13 protein-coding genes are annotated in these 16,494 nt (G+C 73.2%); 10 read left to right on the top strand and 3 right to left on the bottom strand.

The genetic code is table 11. From position 1 onward, the window contains the following. The first annotated feature begins 2 nt into the window (after window positions 1-2). From ACIP9D_RS06225 to ACIP9D_RS06185, 9 genes are read left to right on the top strand one after another with little or no spacing between them, the layout of a single operon-like run. Window positions 3-803, top strand: coding sequence for a ParA family protein (locus ACIP9D_RS06225; protein WP_350868274.1), 801 nt, complete (start codon window positions 3-5; stop codon window positions 801-803). Next, window positions 793-2,334, top strand: coding sequence for an ATPase, T2SS/T4P/T4SS family (locus ACIP9D_RS06220; RefSeq protein ID WP_350868276.1), 1,542 nt, complete (start codon window positions 793-795; stop codon window positions 2,332-2,334). Before ACIP9D_RS06225 ends, ACIP9D_RS06220 begins: the two co-directional genes overlap by 11 nt. Before the next feature lie 4 nt (window positions 2,335-2,338). After that, on the top strand, window positions 2,339-3,241 hold the full coding sequence (locus ACIP9D_RS06215; RefSeq protein ID WP_350868278.1) for a type II secretion system F family protein: 903 nt from the start codon (window positions 2,339-2,341) through the stop codon (window positions 3,239-3,241). Continuing rightward, window positions 3,241-4,110, top strand: a complete 870-nt coding sequence (locus ACIP9D_RS06210) for a type II secretion system F family protein (RefSeq protein WP_350868818.1) — start codon at window positions 3,241-3,243, stop codon at window positions 4,108-4,110. Before ACIP9D_RS06215 ends, ACIP9D_RS06210 begins: the two co-directional genes overlap by 1 nt. A 26-nt stretch (window positions 4,111-4,136) precedes the next feature. Further along, on the top strand, window positions 4,137-4,340 hold the full coding sequence (locus tag ACIP9D_RS06205) for a hypothetical protein (RefSeq protein ID WP_350868280.1): 204 nt from the start codon (window positions 4,137-4,139) through the stop codon (window positions 4,338-4,340). 6 nt (window positions 4,341-4,346) lie between these two features. Next, window positions 4,347-4,823: a TadE family protein gene (locus ACIP9D_RS06200; protein WP_350868282.1), complete on the top strand. Its 477-nt coding sequence runs from the start codon at window positions 4,347-4,349 to the stop codon at window positions 4,821-4,823. Then, the gene (locus tag ACIP9D_RS06195) at window positions 4,808-5,287 is read left to right on the top strand and encodes a TadE/TadG family type IV pilus assembly protein (RefSeq protein ID WP_350868283.1); all 480 of its coding nucleotides are present in this window, start codon (window positions 4,808-4,810) and stop codon (window positions 5,285-5,287) included. Before ACIP9D_RS06200 ends, ACIP9D_RS06195 begins: the two co-directional genes overlap by 16 nt. Beyond that, window positions 5,284-5,718: a hypothetical protein gene (locus tag ACIP9D_RS06190; RefSeq protein ID WP_350868285.1), complete on the top strand. Its 435-nt coding sequence runs from the start codon at window positions 5,284-5,286 to the stop codon at window positions 5,716-5,718. Before ACIP9D_RS06195 ends, ACIP9D_RS06190 begins: the two co-directional genes overlap by 4 nt. Before the next feature lie 14 nt (window positions 5,719-5,732). Continuing rightward, window positions 5,733-6,965, top strand: coding sequence for a LysM peptidoglycan-binding domain-containing protein (locus ACIP9D_RS06185; protein WP_400449426.1), 1,233 nt, complete (start codon window positions 5,733-5,735; stop codon window positions 6,963-6,965). A gap of 23 nt (window positions 6,966-6,988) precedes the next feature. Here the strand turns inward: ACIP9D_RS06185 and ACIP9D_RS06180 are convergent, their stop codons facing one another. Further along, entirely contained in the window at window positions 6,989-7,840 is an 852-nt protein-coding gene (locus tag ACIP9D_RS06180) for a Rieske 2Fe-2S domain-containing protein (RefSeq protein ID WP_350868287.1), read from the bottom strand. Between the two features lie 287 nt (window positions 7,841-8,127). On the opposite strand from ACIP9D_RS06180, the gene ACIP9D_RS06175 reads away from it, so the two are divergent. Then, entirely contained in the window at window positions 8,128-8,892 is a 765-nt protein-coding gene (locus ACIP9D_RS06175; RefSeq protein ID WP_350868289.1) for a crotonase/enoyl-CoA hydratase family protein, read from the top strand. 101 nt (window positions 8,893-8,993) lie between these two features. Here ACIP9D_RS06175 and ACIP9D_RS06170 read toward each other — a convergent pair whose 3' ends face one another. Then, a complete protein-coding gene (locus ACIP9D_RS06170) occupies window positions 8,994-13,283 on the bottom strand; it encodes a discoidin domain-containing protein (RefSeq protein WP_350868291.1) in 4,290 nt (1,429 codons plus the stop codon). Between the two features lie 124 nt (window positions 13,284-13,407). Then, window positions 13,408-16,257 (bottom strand): discoidin domain-containing protein, encoded by a 2,850-nt coding sequence (locus tag ACIP9D_RS06165; protein ID WP_350868293.1) that lies wholly within the window; start codon window positions 16,255-16,257, stop codon window positions 13,408-13,410. Window positions 16,258-16,494: the final 237 nt, after the last annotated feature.

Raw genomic sequence — 16,494 nt, 5'->3', positions numbered from 1 at the left:
GCATGGCGATCATCGCGCTGGTGTCGGCGAAGGGCTCCCCGGGCGTCACCACCTCGGCGCTGGCCGCCGCGCTGACCTGGCACCGGCGGCTGGTACTCGCCGAGTGCGACCCCGCCGGAGGCTCGATCCTCGCCGGCTACCTGGGTGGCGCGCTCGACGGGCCGCGCGGCATCGGCGAACTCGCGGTCGGCGAGCTGCGCGACGGCAACCTGGACACCGCGTTCTGGTCACAGCTGGTGGACCTGGACGCGCCACACCGCGAGCGGCTGCTGCTGCCCGGGGTGGTCGACCCGACCCAGTCCGGCAGCGTCACCCCCCTCTGGCAACGCTTCGCCGACTTCTTCACCGGTCTCGACCGGGGCGCTCCCCCGTACGACGTGCTGGTCGACTGCGGTCGACTGCACGTGGCGAACCCGCCCTGGCCGCTGCTGCGCGCCGCCTCGGTGGTGCTGGTGGTGACCCGCTCCGAGCTGCCCGACCTGTCCGCCGCCCGGGCGACGGTGACGGCGATCGAGCGGGACTTCGCCGAGCACCGGGTGCCGCCGGGCACTCTGCGGCTGCTGCTGGTCGGCGGTGGACACGGTCGCAGCGAGATCAGCCGGGCGCTGCGGCTGCCGGTGATCGCGCGGCTGCCGGACGACCCGCGTACCGCCAAAGTGCTCGCCCTCGGCGGGACGGTGCGGGCCGGACGACCGCTGATGCGCGCGGCGGCCGGGCTGGAGGTGCCGGTCGGCGCGCTGCTGGACCGGCGCCGGGCGCGGCTCGCCTGGCCCGTCCAGCAGGGGGTGCCGGATGCGATTTGAGCCGCTCTCCGGCGATCCGCGCCGGCAGCCGCCCGGTGCCGCCACCTCCACCGCGCCGCCGCTGACGCCGCCCAACGGCCGGCACCACCCGCCGCCCACCGCCGCCGCGACGCCAGCCACCGCGACGCCACCGGAGTCGCCGCCCCGACCCCGGGTCGACTTCCAGGTGGTCCGCGAGCTGCGCCGGGAACTTACCGAACGGCTCACGCTGTGGCAGCGCGGCCGGGAGTTCACCGTCGACGAGGAGGACACCGAGCGCGCCCGGCTCGCCGTGACGGTGGTCGCCGAGTACGCCGACTCCGTCCGCCGGGCCGGCACGCCGATGCCCGCCGGCGAGGAGCGGCTGCTGCTCGACCAGGTGACCGCGGAGCTGATCGGCCTCGGCCGGTTGCAGACCCTGCTGGTCGACGACACCATCGAAGAGGTCCACATCCTCGGCTGCGACCAGGTGCGCATCACCCGGCACGGCGGCGGCGTCGACTGGGCCGAGCCGATCGCCGACAGCGACGCCGAACTGGTGGAGATCCTCCAGGCAGCGGCCCGCCGGGCCGGGGCCACCGAGCGGTCGCTCTCCACCTCCAAGCCCACCCTGGACCTGCAACTGCCCGACGGCAGCCGGCTGGCCGCGGTGTTCCTGGTCAGCCACCGCCCGTACGCGGTGATCCGCAAGCACAACACGCTGGACGTCAGCCTGGACGACATCGCCGGTTCCCGGGCCGACCTGGACGAGATGATCGACCCGCTGCTGCGCGACTTCCTCCGCGCGTCGATGCGCGCCGGGCTGAACATCATGGTCGCCGGCCTCGCCGGGGCCGGGAAGACCACCGTCATCCGGGCGCTGATGAACGAGATCCCGCCGGACGAGCCGTACGTGCTGCTGGAGGAGAGCCGGGAGCTGTTGCCGGCCCGCCGCCGGCTGCGGCACCGGGCGGTGATGAGCTTCGAGGCCCGGGAGGGGCACGGCGAGCGCGGGCTGGACGGCAGGCCGGCCGGTGAGGTGACCATCGCCGACCTGATCCCGGTCTCGCTGCGGATGGGCGTGCTGCGGATCATCGTCGGCGAGGTCCGGTCCCGGGAGATCGTCCCGATGCTCCAGGCGATGACCACCAGCCGGGGCTCCATGTGCACCATCCACGCCCGTACCCCGGCCGGGGTGAGCGAGCGGATCGTCGAGCTGGCGCTGGCGCACGGCCGGGAGATGACCGTCGACCAGGCGCGCCGGATGGCCGGCAACGCGCTGGACCTGATCGTCTACGTGACGATCGAGGACGAGACCGCGATCGGCGGGCGCAAGCACCGGTTCGTCTCGCACGTCGAGGAGGTGATCGGGGCCGGTGAGCACGGCCGGATCACCACCACCGCCGTCTTCGCCCCGGGGCCGGACGGCCGGGCGGTCCCCCGGCACCTGCCGGAACGGGTACGCGACCAACTGCTCCGCGTCGGCTACGACGCCCGGCTGCTGACCCGGTGGATCGAGGCCGGCACCGGTGCCTGGCGGCGGTCCCGGCAGACCCGACTGGGTCGGCGGTGACGGCATGCGCGACAACATCGAACTGATCGCGGTGGTCTCCGGGGCCGCCTGCGTGGCCGGCCTGATGCTGGTGGTCGTCGCCCTGGTCGGCACCCGGCGGCCACCCGGCCCGCAGCCGGGCGCCGGCCCCGGGCTGAGTCGACTCTGGTACGGCTCGGGCAGCACCCCCCGGGAGCGGCGGGCGCACCAGGCGCTGCTGCTCGGCGCGGTGGCGACGGGTGCGCTGGCCTTCCTGCTCACCGGCCTTCCGGTGGTCGGCCTGCTGGTCGCGGTGGCGGTACCCGGCACGCCCTGGCTGTTCAACGTCGGCCGGGCCGAGCAGCGGGCCATCGCCCGGATCGAGGCGGTCGGCGAGTGGACCCGCCGGCTCAAGGACGTCTCCGCCACCGGGCAGGGGCTGCAACAGTCGATCATCGGCACGGTCGGCACCGCACCGGAGGAGATCGAGGAGGAGGTACGGCTGCTCGCCGCCCGGCTCCAAGCCGGTTGGCTGGCCCGTACCGCCCTGCTCGCCTTCGCCGACGAGATCGGCGACCCGGTCTGCGACCAGGTGGTGGCCGCGTTGATCCTGCACCTCACCGACCGGGGTGAGCGGCTCGGCGACGTGCTCGGCTCGATCGCCGGTGCCGCCGCCGCCGAGGTCGCGACCCGTCGGGAGGTCGAGGCCAAGCGCACCCAACCCCGGTTCGCGGTCCGCTTCCTCACCGGGATGACCCTGGCCACGCTCGTCTACGGGCTGCTGAACACCGAGTACGTCCGCCCGTACGGCACGCCGACCGGGCAGCTGGTGATGGCGGCGCTCGGCGCGGCGTTCATCGGCCTGCTGGCCTGGGTGCGCTCGATGAGCCAGCCGCAGCGCCCGGCCCGCTTCCTGCCGGCCCCCGACCCGCAGGAAGTGATCGCGTGATCCTCAACTGGCAGCTCGGGATCGCGGTGGGCAGCGGCGCGGCCGTCGGGTTCGGCGTGTTCCTGGTGCTCCGCGAGCTGGTGCCGGCGACCCCGGCGCTCGGGCCGGCGCTGCGGCGACTGCATCAGCCGGCCGGTACCAGCTCGAGCGCCGGGCCCGGCGGCCGCCGACTGGAGTGGCTCACCGGGCTGTCCCGGTGGCTGCGCCCGCCGCACCGGCAGCTCGCGCTGATCAACCAGACTCCTGAGCAGTACGCCCTGTCGGTGCTGCTCTCCGCGCTGATCGGGCTGGCCACGCCGACCCTGCTCACCGTCGCGTGCTTCGTGCTCGGCATCCCGCTGCCGCTGGTGGTGCCGGTGGTGGGCAGCCTCGGGCTGGCCCTGCTCGCCGCGCTGCTCGCACACCGGTCGGTGCTGACCAAGGCCGCCGCCGCCCGCGACGAGTTCCGGCTGGCCGTCTGCACCTACCTGGACCTGGTGGCGTTGCAGCTCTCTGCCGCGCACGGTCCGGTGCAGTCGCTGGAGCGGGCCGCCGCGGTCTGCGACGGCTGGGTCTTCGACCGGATCTCCGAGGCGCTGCGCATCGCCCAGATGCAGATGCACTCGCCCTGGGACGAGCTGCGCGAGCTGGCCGACCGGATCGGCATCCCCGAGCTGGGCGATGTCGGGGCGATCATGCGCTCCTCCGGCAGCGAGGGCGCGCAGGTGCACGAGACCCTGCGCAGTCGCGCCGACTCGCTGCGCGACCAGATCCGTACCGACAACCTGGCCCGTGCCGAGGGGGTGACCAGTCGCCTGGACATCCCGGGTGCGCTGCTGGTGTTCGTGCTGCTCGGCTTCGTCCTCTATCCGTTCATCGCCCGTGTGTGACCCCGCTTCAAGAGAAGGAGCACGTCATGTCCCTCGTCACCTACCTGCACGTCGCGCTGACCGCGCGCCTGGCCGAGCTGCGCCGCCACGGCGAGCGCGGTGACAGCCCGGTGCCCACCGCCGTGATCATCTTCGGTCTGGTCTTCGTGGCGACGATCGTCACCGGCCTGGCCCTGACCAAGTCGAGGGACTGGATGAACGCCATCCCGAACCACACCAACCCGAAGTAAGGCGCCATGCGCCGGACCGCTCACCGGTGGGGGCGCCGGACGGCATCCGCCGCCCGGCGCCGCCGCGCGCCCCTCACCGCCGCGGTGCGCCGGCGGCTCGGCGCGGGCGGTACGGACCTGGGCGCGAACCCGGTCGAGCTGGCGGTGGTGATGCCGCTGATCCTGCTGCTGCTCTTCGGCTCCATCCAGGTCGCCGTCTGGTTCGTGGCCCGGTCGACCGCGCTGAACGCCGCGCAGAGCGCGGTGAACGCGCAGCGGGTGCACCAGGCCCCGGACGGGGCCGGCGCGCAACGGGCCAACCGCTTCCTCGCCGCCTCCGGTGACTGGCTGGTCGGCTGGGACCGGCCGGGGCCGAGCTGCCAGACCACCGCCACCGAGGTGACCTGCACGGTGCAGGGTAGGTCGCTCTCGGTCGTACCCCTGGTGAGCTTCCCGGTGCGACAGACCGCGCACGGGACGGTGGAACGGTGGACCACGCCGTGAGTCGCGATGCCGGGCGTGGCTCGGTCTCCATCGAGGTGGCGGTGCTCGCCCCGGCGTTCATCGCGCTGATGGTGCTCGCCGGGGTGACCGGGCGTACGGCGGTGGCGACCGAGGCGATCGACGCCGCCGCGCACGACGCGGCGCGGGCCGCCTCGATCTCCCGGAACGCCGACACCGCCCGGGAGGCGGCCCGGCAGGCGGCCGTCCGCCAGCTGGACTGGCGCGGGCTTGCCTGCGACGGCGCTCCGACGCTCACCTTCAGCGGCTCGGTGCGCGGCCGGGCGACCAGCTTCGCCGCGGCCTTCCGCAGCCCGGTCGGGCAGGAGGCCGCGGTCACCGTCCAGGTCGGCTGCACGGTCTCCTACCGGGACCTGCGGCTCTCCGCGCTGCCCGGGATGCCGGACGGCAACCGGATCTCGGCGAGTTTCACCTCGCCCCTCGACCGCTACCGGAGCCGCGGATGACCGCCGTGGCCGCCCGGCAGCGGGACGCGGGCCGGGTGAGCATCTTCCTCGCGGTGGCGATGGTCGGGGTGCTCGCTGTCATCGGGCTCTCCTTCGACGGGGCCGGCCAGCTGCGCACCCTGCAGCGCGCCGACAACCTCGCCGCCGAGGCGGCCCGTACCGGTGGGCAGGCCATCGACCGGGCCACCGCGATCGCCGGCGGGCCGAAGCGCATCGACCAGCAGCAGGCCCGTGCCGCCGTGGCGGACTACCTCGCCGCCGCCGGCACCGCCGGGCACTCGGTCAGCTTTCCGGTGGTCGGCGGGGAGACGCTGATCAGCGTCCGGGTGACCGTCACCTACCGCCGGTCGATGCTCGGGCTCTTCGGTTTCGACGACACCGTCAGCGTCACCGGTGAGGCGACCGCTCGGGCCCTCACCGGGGCGCCGTAGGAAGGAAGGCAGCCATGGTTCGCTCCGCCGTTCGCCGGACCGGACGGGTCCTCACCGGGTTCGGCGCGCTCGTCGTGCTCTGCGCGGTGCTGGTCGGCGCCCCGGTCGCGCTGCTCGCCTTCGCCGGCAATCCGCTTCCCGACCACGTACCCACCATCACCGAGGTCGGCGCAGTGTTGACCAGCCGCGACGACGGGCAGCTCTTCCTGCGGGCGCTGGCGTTGGCCGGCTGGTTCGGCTGGGCCACCTTCGCCTTCTCGGTGCTGGTCGAGCTGGGCGCCCAGGCGGTGCGCCGGCCGGCGCCCCGACTGCCCGGGATGAGCCGGCAGCAGCGCGCCGCCGCCGCCCTGGTCGGCTCGGTCGCGTTGATCGTCGCCGCGTCGCCGGCCGCCAGCGCCGCCGCGGTGGCCGGCGCCCCGTCGTACGCCACGCCGGCGGCGTCGGCCGCGGTCGCCCAGTCGTCCCCCGGGGCGACGGCGGCGGTCCCGCCGCCACTCTCGCTGGTCACCGGGTCGGTCGCGGCGGCCGTGCCCGCCCCGGTCCGGGCCACCCGGTCCGCCGAGGTTCCCGTCTACCGGGTGGCGAAGGGCGACTATCTGGGCGCGGTCGCCGAGCGCTACCTCGACGAGTTCGCCGACTACCGGGAGCTGGCCCGGCTGAACCGGCTCGGCGACCCAGACCGGATCCGGCCCGGCCAGCTGCTGAAGCTTCCCGAACAGGCCACCGATCGGGGTGCCCGACCACACGCCACCGGCCACCTCGTCGCCCGCCCCGCGCCGGCCCGGCCGGCACCGCCCGCCGCGCCGAGTCAGGCCACCCCGGGCCAGGAGACGTCATCCGCGGCGCCGGCCCCGCCCGCGGCCGAGGCGCCCCGCGGCGAGGCCCCGGCCGTGACGGTGGGCGCGGCCCGAGTGGGCGAGCCGGACCGGGTGAATCGCCCGCTCGCGGTCTCCGCCGTGCTCGCCGTGGCCAGCATCGTGGGCGCGCAGATCGGCGCGGTGCTCGGGCTGCGCCGTCGGCCGGCCGCCGCCGGCGCGCGGCTCGGTGTCCCCGGCCGAGTTCGGCCGGGTACGACAGCGCGCGGCGGCCTGACCGGACGCGGCGCCACGCGGAGTACGACGGTGCGCGGCGGCCCGGCCGGCGGCGGGGTGACGCGAGGTCGGGGTGGCGCGGCGGCGGCCAGCCAGGCCCGGGCCCACGCGAGCGCCGCCGATGAGCCGTCGACCGGCCGGCACCGACGCGACTGACCGCTGGTCCCCGCCCGCGGCCGTCAGGGCATCCGGGCCTCGAGTACGCCGTTGCGGACCCGGGTGGGCAGGACCTGCTGGTCGTTGCCGGACGGGCCGTGCACGACCTCGCCGCCGTTGAGCCGGAAGGTGCTGCCGTGCCACGGGCAGACTACGCAGTCATGCCCGTTGATCTCCTGCACCTGGCCCTGGCCGAGCGGTCCGCTCTGGTGCGGGCAGCGCTCCAGCATCACGGTGACGTCCTCGCCGTGCCGGTAGAGGATGACCGACACGTCGTCGATCTCCCGGGTGATCAGCTGGCGCTGCGGCAGCGCCGCCATGTCACCCAGCTCGTGCCACCCCTCGCTCATCAGGTGCAGCTCGGAGATGCTCTGGTTGACCTGCGCACCCTGCTTGTACGCCAGGTGTCCACCGATGTAGGCGCCCATGCTCACCGCGCCGAGCCCCACCATGCTCAGCGCCCGACCGAGGCCGTGCCGGCCGCTGACGCGCGCCGCCAGCGAGCTCGTGTAGAAAGCCAGCCCGACGGAGTTGGCGGCGGCGTGCACCAGGCCCACCCGCCGCTGGTCGGGGGCGAGCGCCGCCCAGTCGTTGAGCCCGGCGACCGCCGCCGGCACGGCGCTCACCGTACCCACTGCGGTCAGCGTGGTGGCGGCCCGGCGCTGCCCGGGCATCAGGTCCAGGATCGCCGCGCTGATCCAGGCGCCCACCGGCACCTGCACCATCGCCGGGTGCAGCGGATGGCCCAGCGGCACGCCGTGCAGCAGGTCCTTGACCCGCTGCGGGCGCAGGGTCGCCAGCACGACACGTTGCAAACGGTTACCCACCCGGTCGAGGCCGGATGCCTGCTCGATCTTCGTCAAGAGTGCTCGCACGAGTACCGACTTCCCGGCATTCGCGCCGCCAAACCGACCTTCGGTGACGAATCCACAGCGCGCCGTGACGACGCCTCAGCAGCCCCGGAACCCGACACCCCAGCCAGCCCGGCAGGCACGGCGAGCGACGGGCCGGCGGCTGCGGCCAGCCAGCGGCCAGCACGGGCGTCAGGGCGGGAGGGCAGGGGCGGGGGCATGGGGAGCAGAGCAAGGTGAGTCGAGGGATCTTCCGCGCGAGCGCGGCCGGGGCCCTGGCGTGCCGGCGGGGCCGCGGGCATGCTGTGCCGATGGGCGTACGGGTCGAACGCGACGGACCGGTGACCACGGTGATCCTGGATCGGCCGGTGGCGCGCAACGCGGTCGACGGGCCGACCGCCCGGGCCCTCGCCGACGCGTTCCGCGCCTTCGACGCCGACCCGGACGCGGCGGTGGCCGTGCTCTGGGGCGCCGGCGGGACGTTCTGCGCCGGTGCCGACCTCAAGGCGATCGGCACGCCGAGCGGCAACCGGGTCGAGCCGGACGGGGACGGCCCGATGGGCCCGACCCGGATGGTCCTCGGCAAGCCGGTGCTCGCGGCGGTCTCCGGCTACGCGGTGGCCGGCGGCCTGGAGCTGGCGCTCTGGTGTGACCTGCGGATCGCCGAGACCGATTCGGTGCTCGGAGTGTTCTGCCGTCGCTGGGGAGTTCCGCTGATCGACGGCGGCACCGTCCGGCTGCCCCGGCTGATCGGCGAGAGCCGGGCGATGGACCTGATCCTCACCGGCCGGCCGGTGCCGGCCGAGGAGGCGTACGCGATGGGGTTGGTCAACCGGCTCGTCGCGCCGGGGACGGCCCGGGCGGCGGCCGAGGAGCTGGCCGCGGAGATCGCCCGGCATCCGCAGACCTGCCTGCGCAACGACCGGGCCGCGGTCCTGACCGGCGGTGGATTGCCCGAGCCGGCGGCGATGGCGACCGAGCTGGCGTACGGAATGGAGTCGCTGGCGACGGACGCGGCGGCCGGCGCGGCCCGGTTCGCCGCCGGCGCCGGCCGGCACGGCGCCCCGGCGTCCTGACCCGTCCGCCGCGCCACCCTCCGGCCGGATCCACTCGGCCGGACGACGGCGGACGCCGCCGGGAGGGTGGGTCCTCCCGACGGCGTCCGGATCCGAGGTGGTCAGTTGCGGACGATGGTGAAGGTCGACGTGGTGTTCTTGATGTCCTGGTAGTTGTCGGACAGCCGCAGGTTGTTGAAGGTGGCCGAGCCGACCGCCGGGCCCTGACCGGGTTCCGGCATCTCGTTGACCCAGATGCCGAAGCCGGACTTGGCGTCGAACGCGTCACCGCTGCGCCGCGCCCCGGAGATCGAGACGTTGGTGAAGACGGTGTCGGTGACCGGGTTCTCCGGCTGGCTGCCGTTGTACTTGGTCTGGAACATGATCCCGGAGTACGTCGGATCCACGATGTCCACGTCCGTGACGCGGATGCCGCGGAACTCCTTCGACGCCGAGAACACCCAGATCGCCGGGAAGGTCTGCGAGCCCCAGAAGTGGCCACCGGCCCGGATCAGGGAGATGTTCTCGAACCGGGTGGGTGGGCTGGCCCCGAACCCGATGAACGGGTAGCCGAAGTCCAGCGAACTGATCGTGATGCCGGAGTAGGTCAGCATGTCCGCGATGTAGAGGTTGCGGAACACATTGTCGTAGCCGCCGTACACCGCGATGCCGGCCGCTCGCCAGGTCAGCGTGGCGCTCAGGTTCTCGAAGACGTTGCCGTGGTTGCCGGTGGACGCGCCCTGGTCGGTCGCGGAGAAGAGCGCGAACGCGTCGTCCCCGTTGGACCGGCCCTCCGAGTTGGCGACCAGGTTGTTGGTGCTGCCGTTGGTCATGTTCACCGCGTCGGCGAAGGTGTTCCGGAACCGGCTGTTCGTGATCTTGAGGCCGCTGACGCTGACCCCCCAGTACGCGCAGACGGTGTGCTCGACCCAGACGTTGTCCAGGGTCATGTTGTCGACGTCCTTCAGCTCACCCCAGACCTTCCCCGGCCCGTCGATCCGGTTGGTGTAGTTGCCGAAGAAGGCGAGGTGCTCGAACGAGGACCCGCTCGCCGAGGACTCCACCCGGAAGCCGGCGTCGGTGTTCTGCTGCGAGGTCGGCGTCTGGAACCGGGTGTACCAGATGCCGGCGCCCACCACCTTGACCGCCTTGCCGTAGACCTGGAACTTCTGCGCGGTCTCGTACGTGCCGGCCGGCAGGTAGACCCCGACCAGGTTGCCGGTGGTGTCCATCCGGACCGCGTCCAGGGCGTTCTGCACGTCCTGGTGGCTGAACCCGGTCGGCACCCGGTACCGCGCCGGGTCCGGGTTGGCCCGCGGCGCGACCTGCTCCAGGTTGATGAAGTCGATCGCGTACGTGGTGCTGTTCGCCGGATCCTTCTGCAACCGGATCCGGCTGCCCGCCGGGATGGTCGAGTTCAGCAGCACGTTCGCCTCGTCGTAGAGGTGCCGCGGCGGGCCCGCGCTGGGCGAGTCGCTCGGGCTGGCCTCCGCGCCGTAGAGCCAGATGTGCTTCGAGGTGAGGTTGATCGGCTTGTGCAGCACCCCGTTGACGTAGATGTTCAGCGTCGAGTTGATCCCGCCACCGCCTGGGGCGTCCGGGATGGAGAAGCGGGTCACCAGGGCGTTCGCCGCTGCCTTGGTGGTCCACTCGACGTACGCGCCGTTGCTGTTGAGGGTCACCGCCCGCCGGCCGGAGGCCTCACCGGCCAGGTCGCCGATGTCCCGGTTCGGCGCGAGCACCTGCGCCCCGCCGCCGACCGAGCCCTCCTCGGCCTCGTACATGTCGTACGGCAGGTTCGCCCCACGACCGACGAAGAGCGACCGGTCGCTGGTGTTGTTCTGCCGCTTCACCGGCAGCTCGTTGGCGTCGTCGGCGAGCACCACCCGGACCGTGTACCGGCCGTTCGCCGCGGTCCAGGTGCCGAGGTTGACCGGGCCGGCGGTGGCCCCGGCCGCGATGGCGCCGCTGTACGAGCCGGTCAACGTGCGGACCACGCTGCCCGAGTCGTTGAGCACGGTCAGCGTGATGCCGTGCGCGCCGCTCGCCGAGGCTACGGTGCCCTGGTTGCGGATGGTCACCGAGAAGGTGACCGTGGCGCCCGCGGTCGGCGTGCCGGGCGACCAGGTCACCGCCGAGGCGACCAGGTCGGAGCTGGCCACCGGGCTGACGGTCAGCGCGGTCGGGTTGGTGTAGGTGTTGTTCGCCTCGTTCTGCTCGATCACGGTGTTCGCCTCGTCGACCTTGCCGATCAGCTGGTAGCTGCCGGCGTTGCGCGGGCCGATGTTCGCCGAGACGGTGGTCGACGCGCCGGCGGCCAGGGCGCCCACGTTGGCCGTGCCGACCTTCGTCGTACCCAGGTAGAGGCCGACGGCGGTGGCGGCGGAGGCCGCGGTGCCGGCGTTGCGGACCGTGGCGGAGAGGGTGATCGCGTCGGTCTCCACCGGCGCGGCGGGCGACGCGGTGAGCCCCGTGACGGTCAGGTCCGGGTTCGGTGCCGCGACCCCGATCACCTGGAACTCCGCCACCTGCCCGTTGGAGGAGCCGGAGTTCGCGGTGAACTGCAGCCGGACGTCGGCGGCCGTCGCCGAGACCGGGATGGTCACCGTGTTGCTGCTGCCCGGGCTGAACGAGTACGTCGCCGAGCCGACCAGCGTGCTGAACCCGGACGCGGACTGCTCCCGGCCGAGCACCTGGAAGGTCTGGGTACGGGGGCCCCAGGACGGATCGGGGTTGAGCTTCACCACCAGGGAGCTGATGCTCGCGTTCGCGCCCAGCGCCACGGTCAGCGTGCTCGGGTACGCCCCGGGCGCGCCCTCCCAGTAGGTGGCGACGTCGTTGTCGTTGGCGTTCACCGCGTTGAAGACGTGCACCACCGACGACGCGGTGATCGGCTTGCCGACCGCCAGGTTGGTGCCGCCCGGCGGCGTGCTGCCGTTGCGGGTGACCGTGTTGCTGTTCGACGACACGTTCCCGGCGGCGTCCTTGGCGCGGACGTAGTAGGAGACTGTCGCGGTGTCCGGCTGGTTGTCGGTGTAGGTGAGCGTCGAGCCGTTCACGCTGCCGCGCAGCGCGCCGTTGGCGTAGACGTCGTAGCCGGTCACCCCGACGTTGTCGGTGGACGCGGACCAGGTCAGCCGGACCTGGCCGCTGGCCGGCTGGGTGTACGCGAGGTTCCCCGGCGCGGTCGGCGCCACCGTGTCACCGGTGTTGCCGGTGCGGGTCACCGTGTTGCTGTTCGCCGACTGGTTGCCGGCGGCGTCCCTGGCCCGGACGTAGTACGAGACGGTCGACCCGGCCGGCTGGGTGTCGGTGTAGGTCAGGGTGGAGCCGCCGAGGCTGGTCCGCAGCACGCCGTTGGCGTACACGTCGTAGCCGGTCACCCCGACGTTGTCGGTGGACGCGGACCAGGTCAGCCGGATCTGGTTGGTCGCCGGCTCGGTGAAGGCGAGGTTGCCGGGCGCCGACGGCGCCTGGGTGTCCCCGGTGGCCGGGCCGTAGATCTCCAGCTCCGACAGCTGCCCGGCGGGCCAGCCGCTGTTCGCGGTGATGAGCACCCGGACGTACCGGGTGGCCGCGGTGGGCACGGTCACGGTGACCGTGTTGCCGGTGGCCGGGTTGAAGCCGTACGACGCCGAGGCGACCAGGGTGCTGAACGTCGACCCGTTGGTGCTGCCCTGCACGGTCAGCGTCTGGCTGCGGGCGCCCCAACCGGCCGGCAACTTGAGCACCAGCCGGTTGACGTTCACCGTGGCCGCCAGGTCGGCCTGGATCCACTGCGGGAAGGCGTTGTTGGCGCTCTCCCAGTAGCTGGCGGCGTTGCCGTCGTTGGCGTTGCCGGCCCCGTAGACGTCGGAGTGGCTGCTCTCCGCCATCGCCTTGCCGAGGGCCAGGTTGGTCGACGAGGTGGCCGCGCCGTACACCTCCAGCTCGGCGAGCTGGGCTGCGCTCCAGCCGGTGTTCGCGGTGATCGCGATCCGGACGAAGCGCGTGCTGGTGGCCGGGAAGTTGATGGTCACGGCGTTGCCGGCGCCCGGGCTGAACGACCGGCCCGCGGAGGCGACGATGGTGCTGAAGCCGCTGCCGTCCAGGCTGCCCTGCACGGACAGGGTCTGGGTGCGCGCCTCCCAGGCGCTGGGCAGCTTGAGGATCACCTGGTCGATGGAGGTGCTGGCGCCGAGGTCGACCTGGGCCCACTGCGGGAGAGCGCCGCTGCTCTCCCAGTAGCTGCCCTGGTTGCCGTCGGTCAGGTTGGCGGTGACGAACGATCCGTTGGTGCTGCTGGCCGAGGTGCTGCGTCCGGCGGCGAGGTTCGGCCCACCGGCGGCGACGGCCGGTAGGGCCGGGGCCACGGTGACGACCAAGCCGACCGCGGCGAGCACCGCGATCATTCGGGTACGGAATCTGGACATGGCGGGGGTACACCTTCTTCCCGGGGGACGTGGAGAGGGCGTGTGCGGTGGTGCGGGGGCGGTGCGGGTGGAGCGGGTGTGCGGCGGGACCCCGATCGGCGTACGGAGCCCCGCCGCACACGTCTCAGGTGGCGTAGACCTCGAACTCGGAGAGCTGGCCGGCGGGCCAGCCGCTGTTGCCGGTGACGGTGAGCCGGACGAACCGGCGGTCACCGGCAGGCAACGCGATCGACACGGTGTTGCCGCTCGCCGGGTTGAAGGTGTAGCCGGCGGCGGCCTTCAACGTGCTGAACGTCGAGCCGTCGGTCGAGCCGAGCACGGTCACCGTCTGGGTGCGGGTCTGCCAGGCCGAGGCCGGCGGCAACTTGAGCACCACCCGGGACACCGGCCGGTTGCTGCCCAGGTCGACGGTCACCGACTGGGGGAAGGCGTTGTTGGTGCTCTCCCAGTAGGTGTTCGGGTTGCCGTCCACCGCGTTGCCGGCGACGTACACGTCGGCGTGGCTGGTCTCCGCGATCGGCCGCCCGGCCGCCAGGTTGCCGGTGGGTGGCGGCGTGGTGGGTGGCGGGGTCGTCGGGGGCGGCGTGGTCGGTGGCGGGGTGCCGCCGTCGCCGTACACCTCGAACTCGGAGAGCTGGCCGGCCGGCCAGCCGGTGTTGCCGGTGAGCGTGAGCCGGACGAACCGGCGGTCACCGGCCGGCAGCGCGATCGACACCGTGTTGCCGCTGCCCGGGTCGAAGACCCGGCCGGCCGCGCCGGCGAGCGTCGACCAGGACGATCCGTCGGTCGAGCCGAGCACCGAGATCGTCTGGGTACGCCGTTCCCAGCCGGCCGGCAGCTTCAACACCACCCGGCCGACCGCGCGCGCCGCGCCCAGGTCGACGGTGAGCGACTGCGGGAAGGCGTTGTTCGCGCTCTCCCAGTAGCTGGCGGCGTTGCCGTCCACCGCGTTGGCCGGGACGTAGTTCTGGTTGACGCTGGTCGCGGTGACCGGCCGCCCCTGGGCCAGGTTGCCGCCGGTCGGCGGCGGGGTGGTGGGCGGTGGCGTGGTGGGCGGCGGGTTGGTCGGGCCGCCGCCCCACTGCGGCTCCGGCCACGGCCCGCAGTACGGCGTGGGCGTGTACCAGCCGGAGTTGCCGACGCCCTGCGTGATCTGGAAGCCGCCGCCGACGCAGTTGTGCATCGGGTTGGACTGGGCGATGCCGGTGGCCCGCACGTTGGTGAACGAGACCTGGCTGGGGGCCTGCACCTGGAGGGCGTACGTGCCCGCGCCGTCGATGCGGACGTTGTTGAGGTTGATCCCGTTGGTCTGACCCTCGATCCAGTGCAGCGCCGCGTAGGAGCTGTCCAGGATGTCGGTGTCGGTGATGTTGATGGTCGGGTTCTGGAACGGCTCGTTGAGCGCGGAGAACCAGATCGCGCCGACCCCGAAGCGCCAGTTGTAGTCGGAGTTGCCGTTGCGGATCAGGGTGTTCCGGGCGATCGTCCAGGTGCCCTGGACGCCCGTGGCGCCCTGCACTCCGGGGTAGCGGTTGGCGACGTGGATGCCGCCGCCGTTGGTCAGCGAGTCGGCTGTCACGTTGTCGGTGATCTTGATGTCCCGGCCGCCGTAACTCACCAGGTGGTTCGCCAGCAGGGTCACGCCGATGGTGTTGTGCGTGAAGGAGTTGTTGACGTTCGGCACGCTCTGCGCCCACATGGCCAGCGCGTCGTCGCCGGTGTTGCGGACGAAGGTGTTGGTCACCGTCGAGTTGGTGACGCCCCAGTGGAAGTTCACCCCGTCGGCCGTCTGGTCCAGGATCCGGCTGTTGCGGATGGTGAAGTTGTCCATCGGGCCGTCCATCCAGGCGCCGACCTTGGTGTTCTCCAGCCAGAGGTTGTCCACCACCGAGTTGGACATCGCCCCGCCCAGCGCGTTCACCTGGTCCTCGTCCACCCGCTCGCGGATGTCGCCGATGATGGCGAAGTCCCGCAGGGTGACGTTGCGGCTCGGGCCGCCGGCCTCGTGCGGCCGGATTCCGCCGCTGTAGCCGCCACCCGGGACGTACTTGCCGTAGATGCCGGCGGCGCGCTTGCGGTCGGTGGGGTGCCGGCCGCCGAGCACCGAGTACCACGGGCCGGCGCCACGCAGCGTCACTCCGTCGACCACGACGTGGTCCCAGAGGGTGAAGGTGCCGGTCGGGATCCAGACCGCCTTCCCCTGGGCCTTCCCGGCATCCACCGCCGCCTGGAACTTGGCGGTCGAGTCGGTGCCGCCGCTCGGGTCGGCGCCGAAGTCGGTGACCACGTCGAGGACACCGGCCGGCTTGGCGATCGGCGCGACCAGCTCGAAATCGGCCAGGTCGATGGTGAAGGTGGGCGACTGGGCGGTCGAGGCGACCTGCAAGCGGATCTTCGTACCGGCCGGGTAGGTGGTGCCGAACAGCGCCCGGGTCTCGTCGTAGAAGTGGTGCGGGTTGGTGTCGCCCGGGTTGTTGTTGAACGGGTAGCCGCCGTAGTACCAGCCGTACCTCGAGGTGACCGGGACCGACTTCAGCAGGGTTCCGTTGGCCCGCAGGTCGATGGCGGCGTCCCGGCCGGTGCCGGCGGCGTTGTCCGGCAGGCTGTAGCGGAAGGTCACCGCGTTGGCGGGCGCGGTCAGGGTGAACTCGACGTACTCGCCGACGGCGTCGAGGGTGACGGCCTCCCGGCCGGACGCCTCCGACGGGAGCGTGCCGTAGTACCGGTCCGGGCCGATCTTCGTGCCGTTGTGCGCGACCTCCTCCGCCTCGTGCTCGACGAAGGGGACGGTCGCACCCCGGCCGGGGATGTCGAACGGGGAGAGCCCGGCCGCCTGGGCCGGGGTGGCGGTGCTGGTCAACGCGATGACGGTGAGCGAGGTGGCGGCGAGCGCGGCGCCGGCGAGGGCGGCGACGCCCGCGCGGGTGCGGGCTCTTCGGGGTGGGTGCGGGGCGGCGGTGGTGTGGTCGGGCATGAGCGGCGCTCTCCCTTTCATGGGTCGTGCAGGTCCCCCCGTGCGTTGCGGCTGCGCTTGGGGTGGACACCTCCTCTCAGGCTCGGGGCCGGCGGGGGCCGGCGGGGTGGCGGGGGGGGGGGGGGGGGGGGGGGGGGGCCCCCCCCCCCCGGGGGGGGGCCCGCCGGGGGGGGGGCCCCCCCCGGGGGGGGGGGGGGGGTTACGCCCCACCCCGGCGGGGCGCGCCCCACCGGCAAT

It is taken from the genome of Micromonospora sp. NPDC093243 (assembly GCF_044753725.1).
Lineage (GTDB): Bacteria > Actinomycetota > Actinomycetes > Mycobacteriales > Micromonosporaceae > Micromonospora.
Note: the sequence above shows the minus strand (reverse complement) of the source record. Positions and strands in the feature narration are given on the sequence as shown.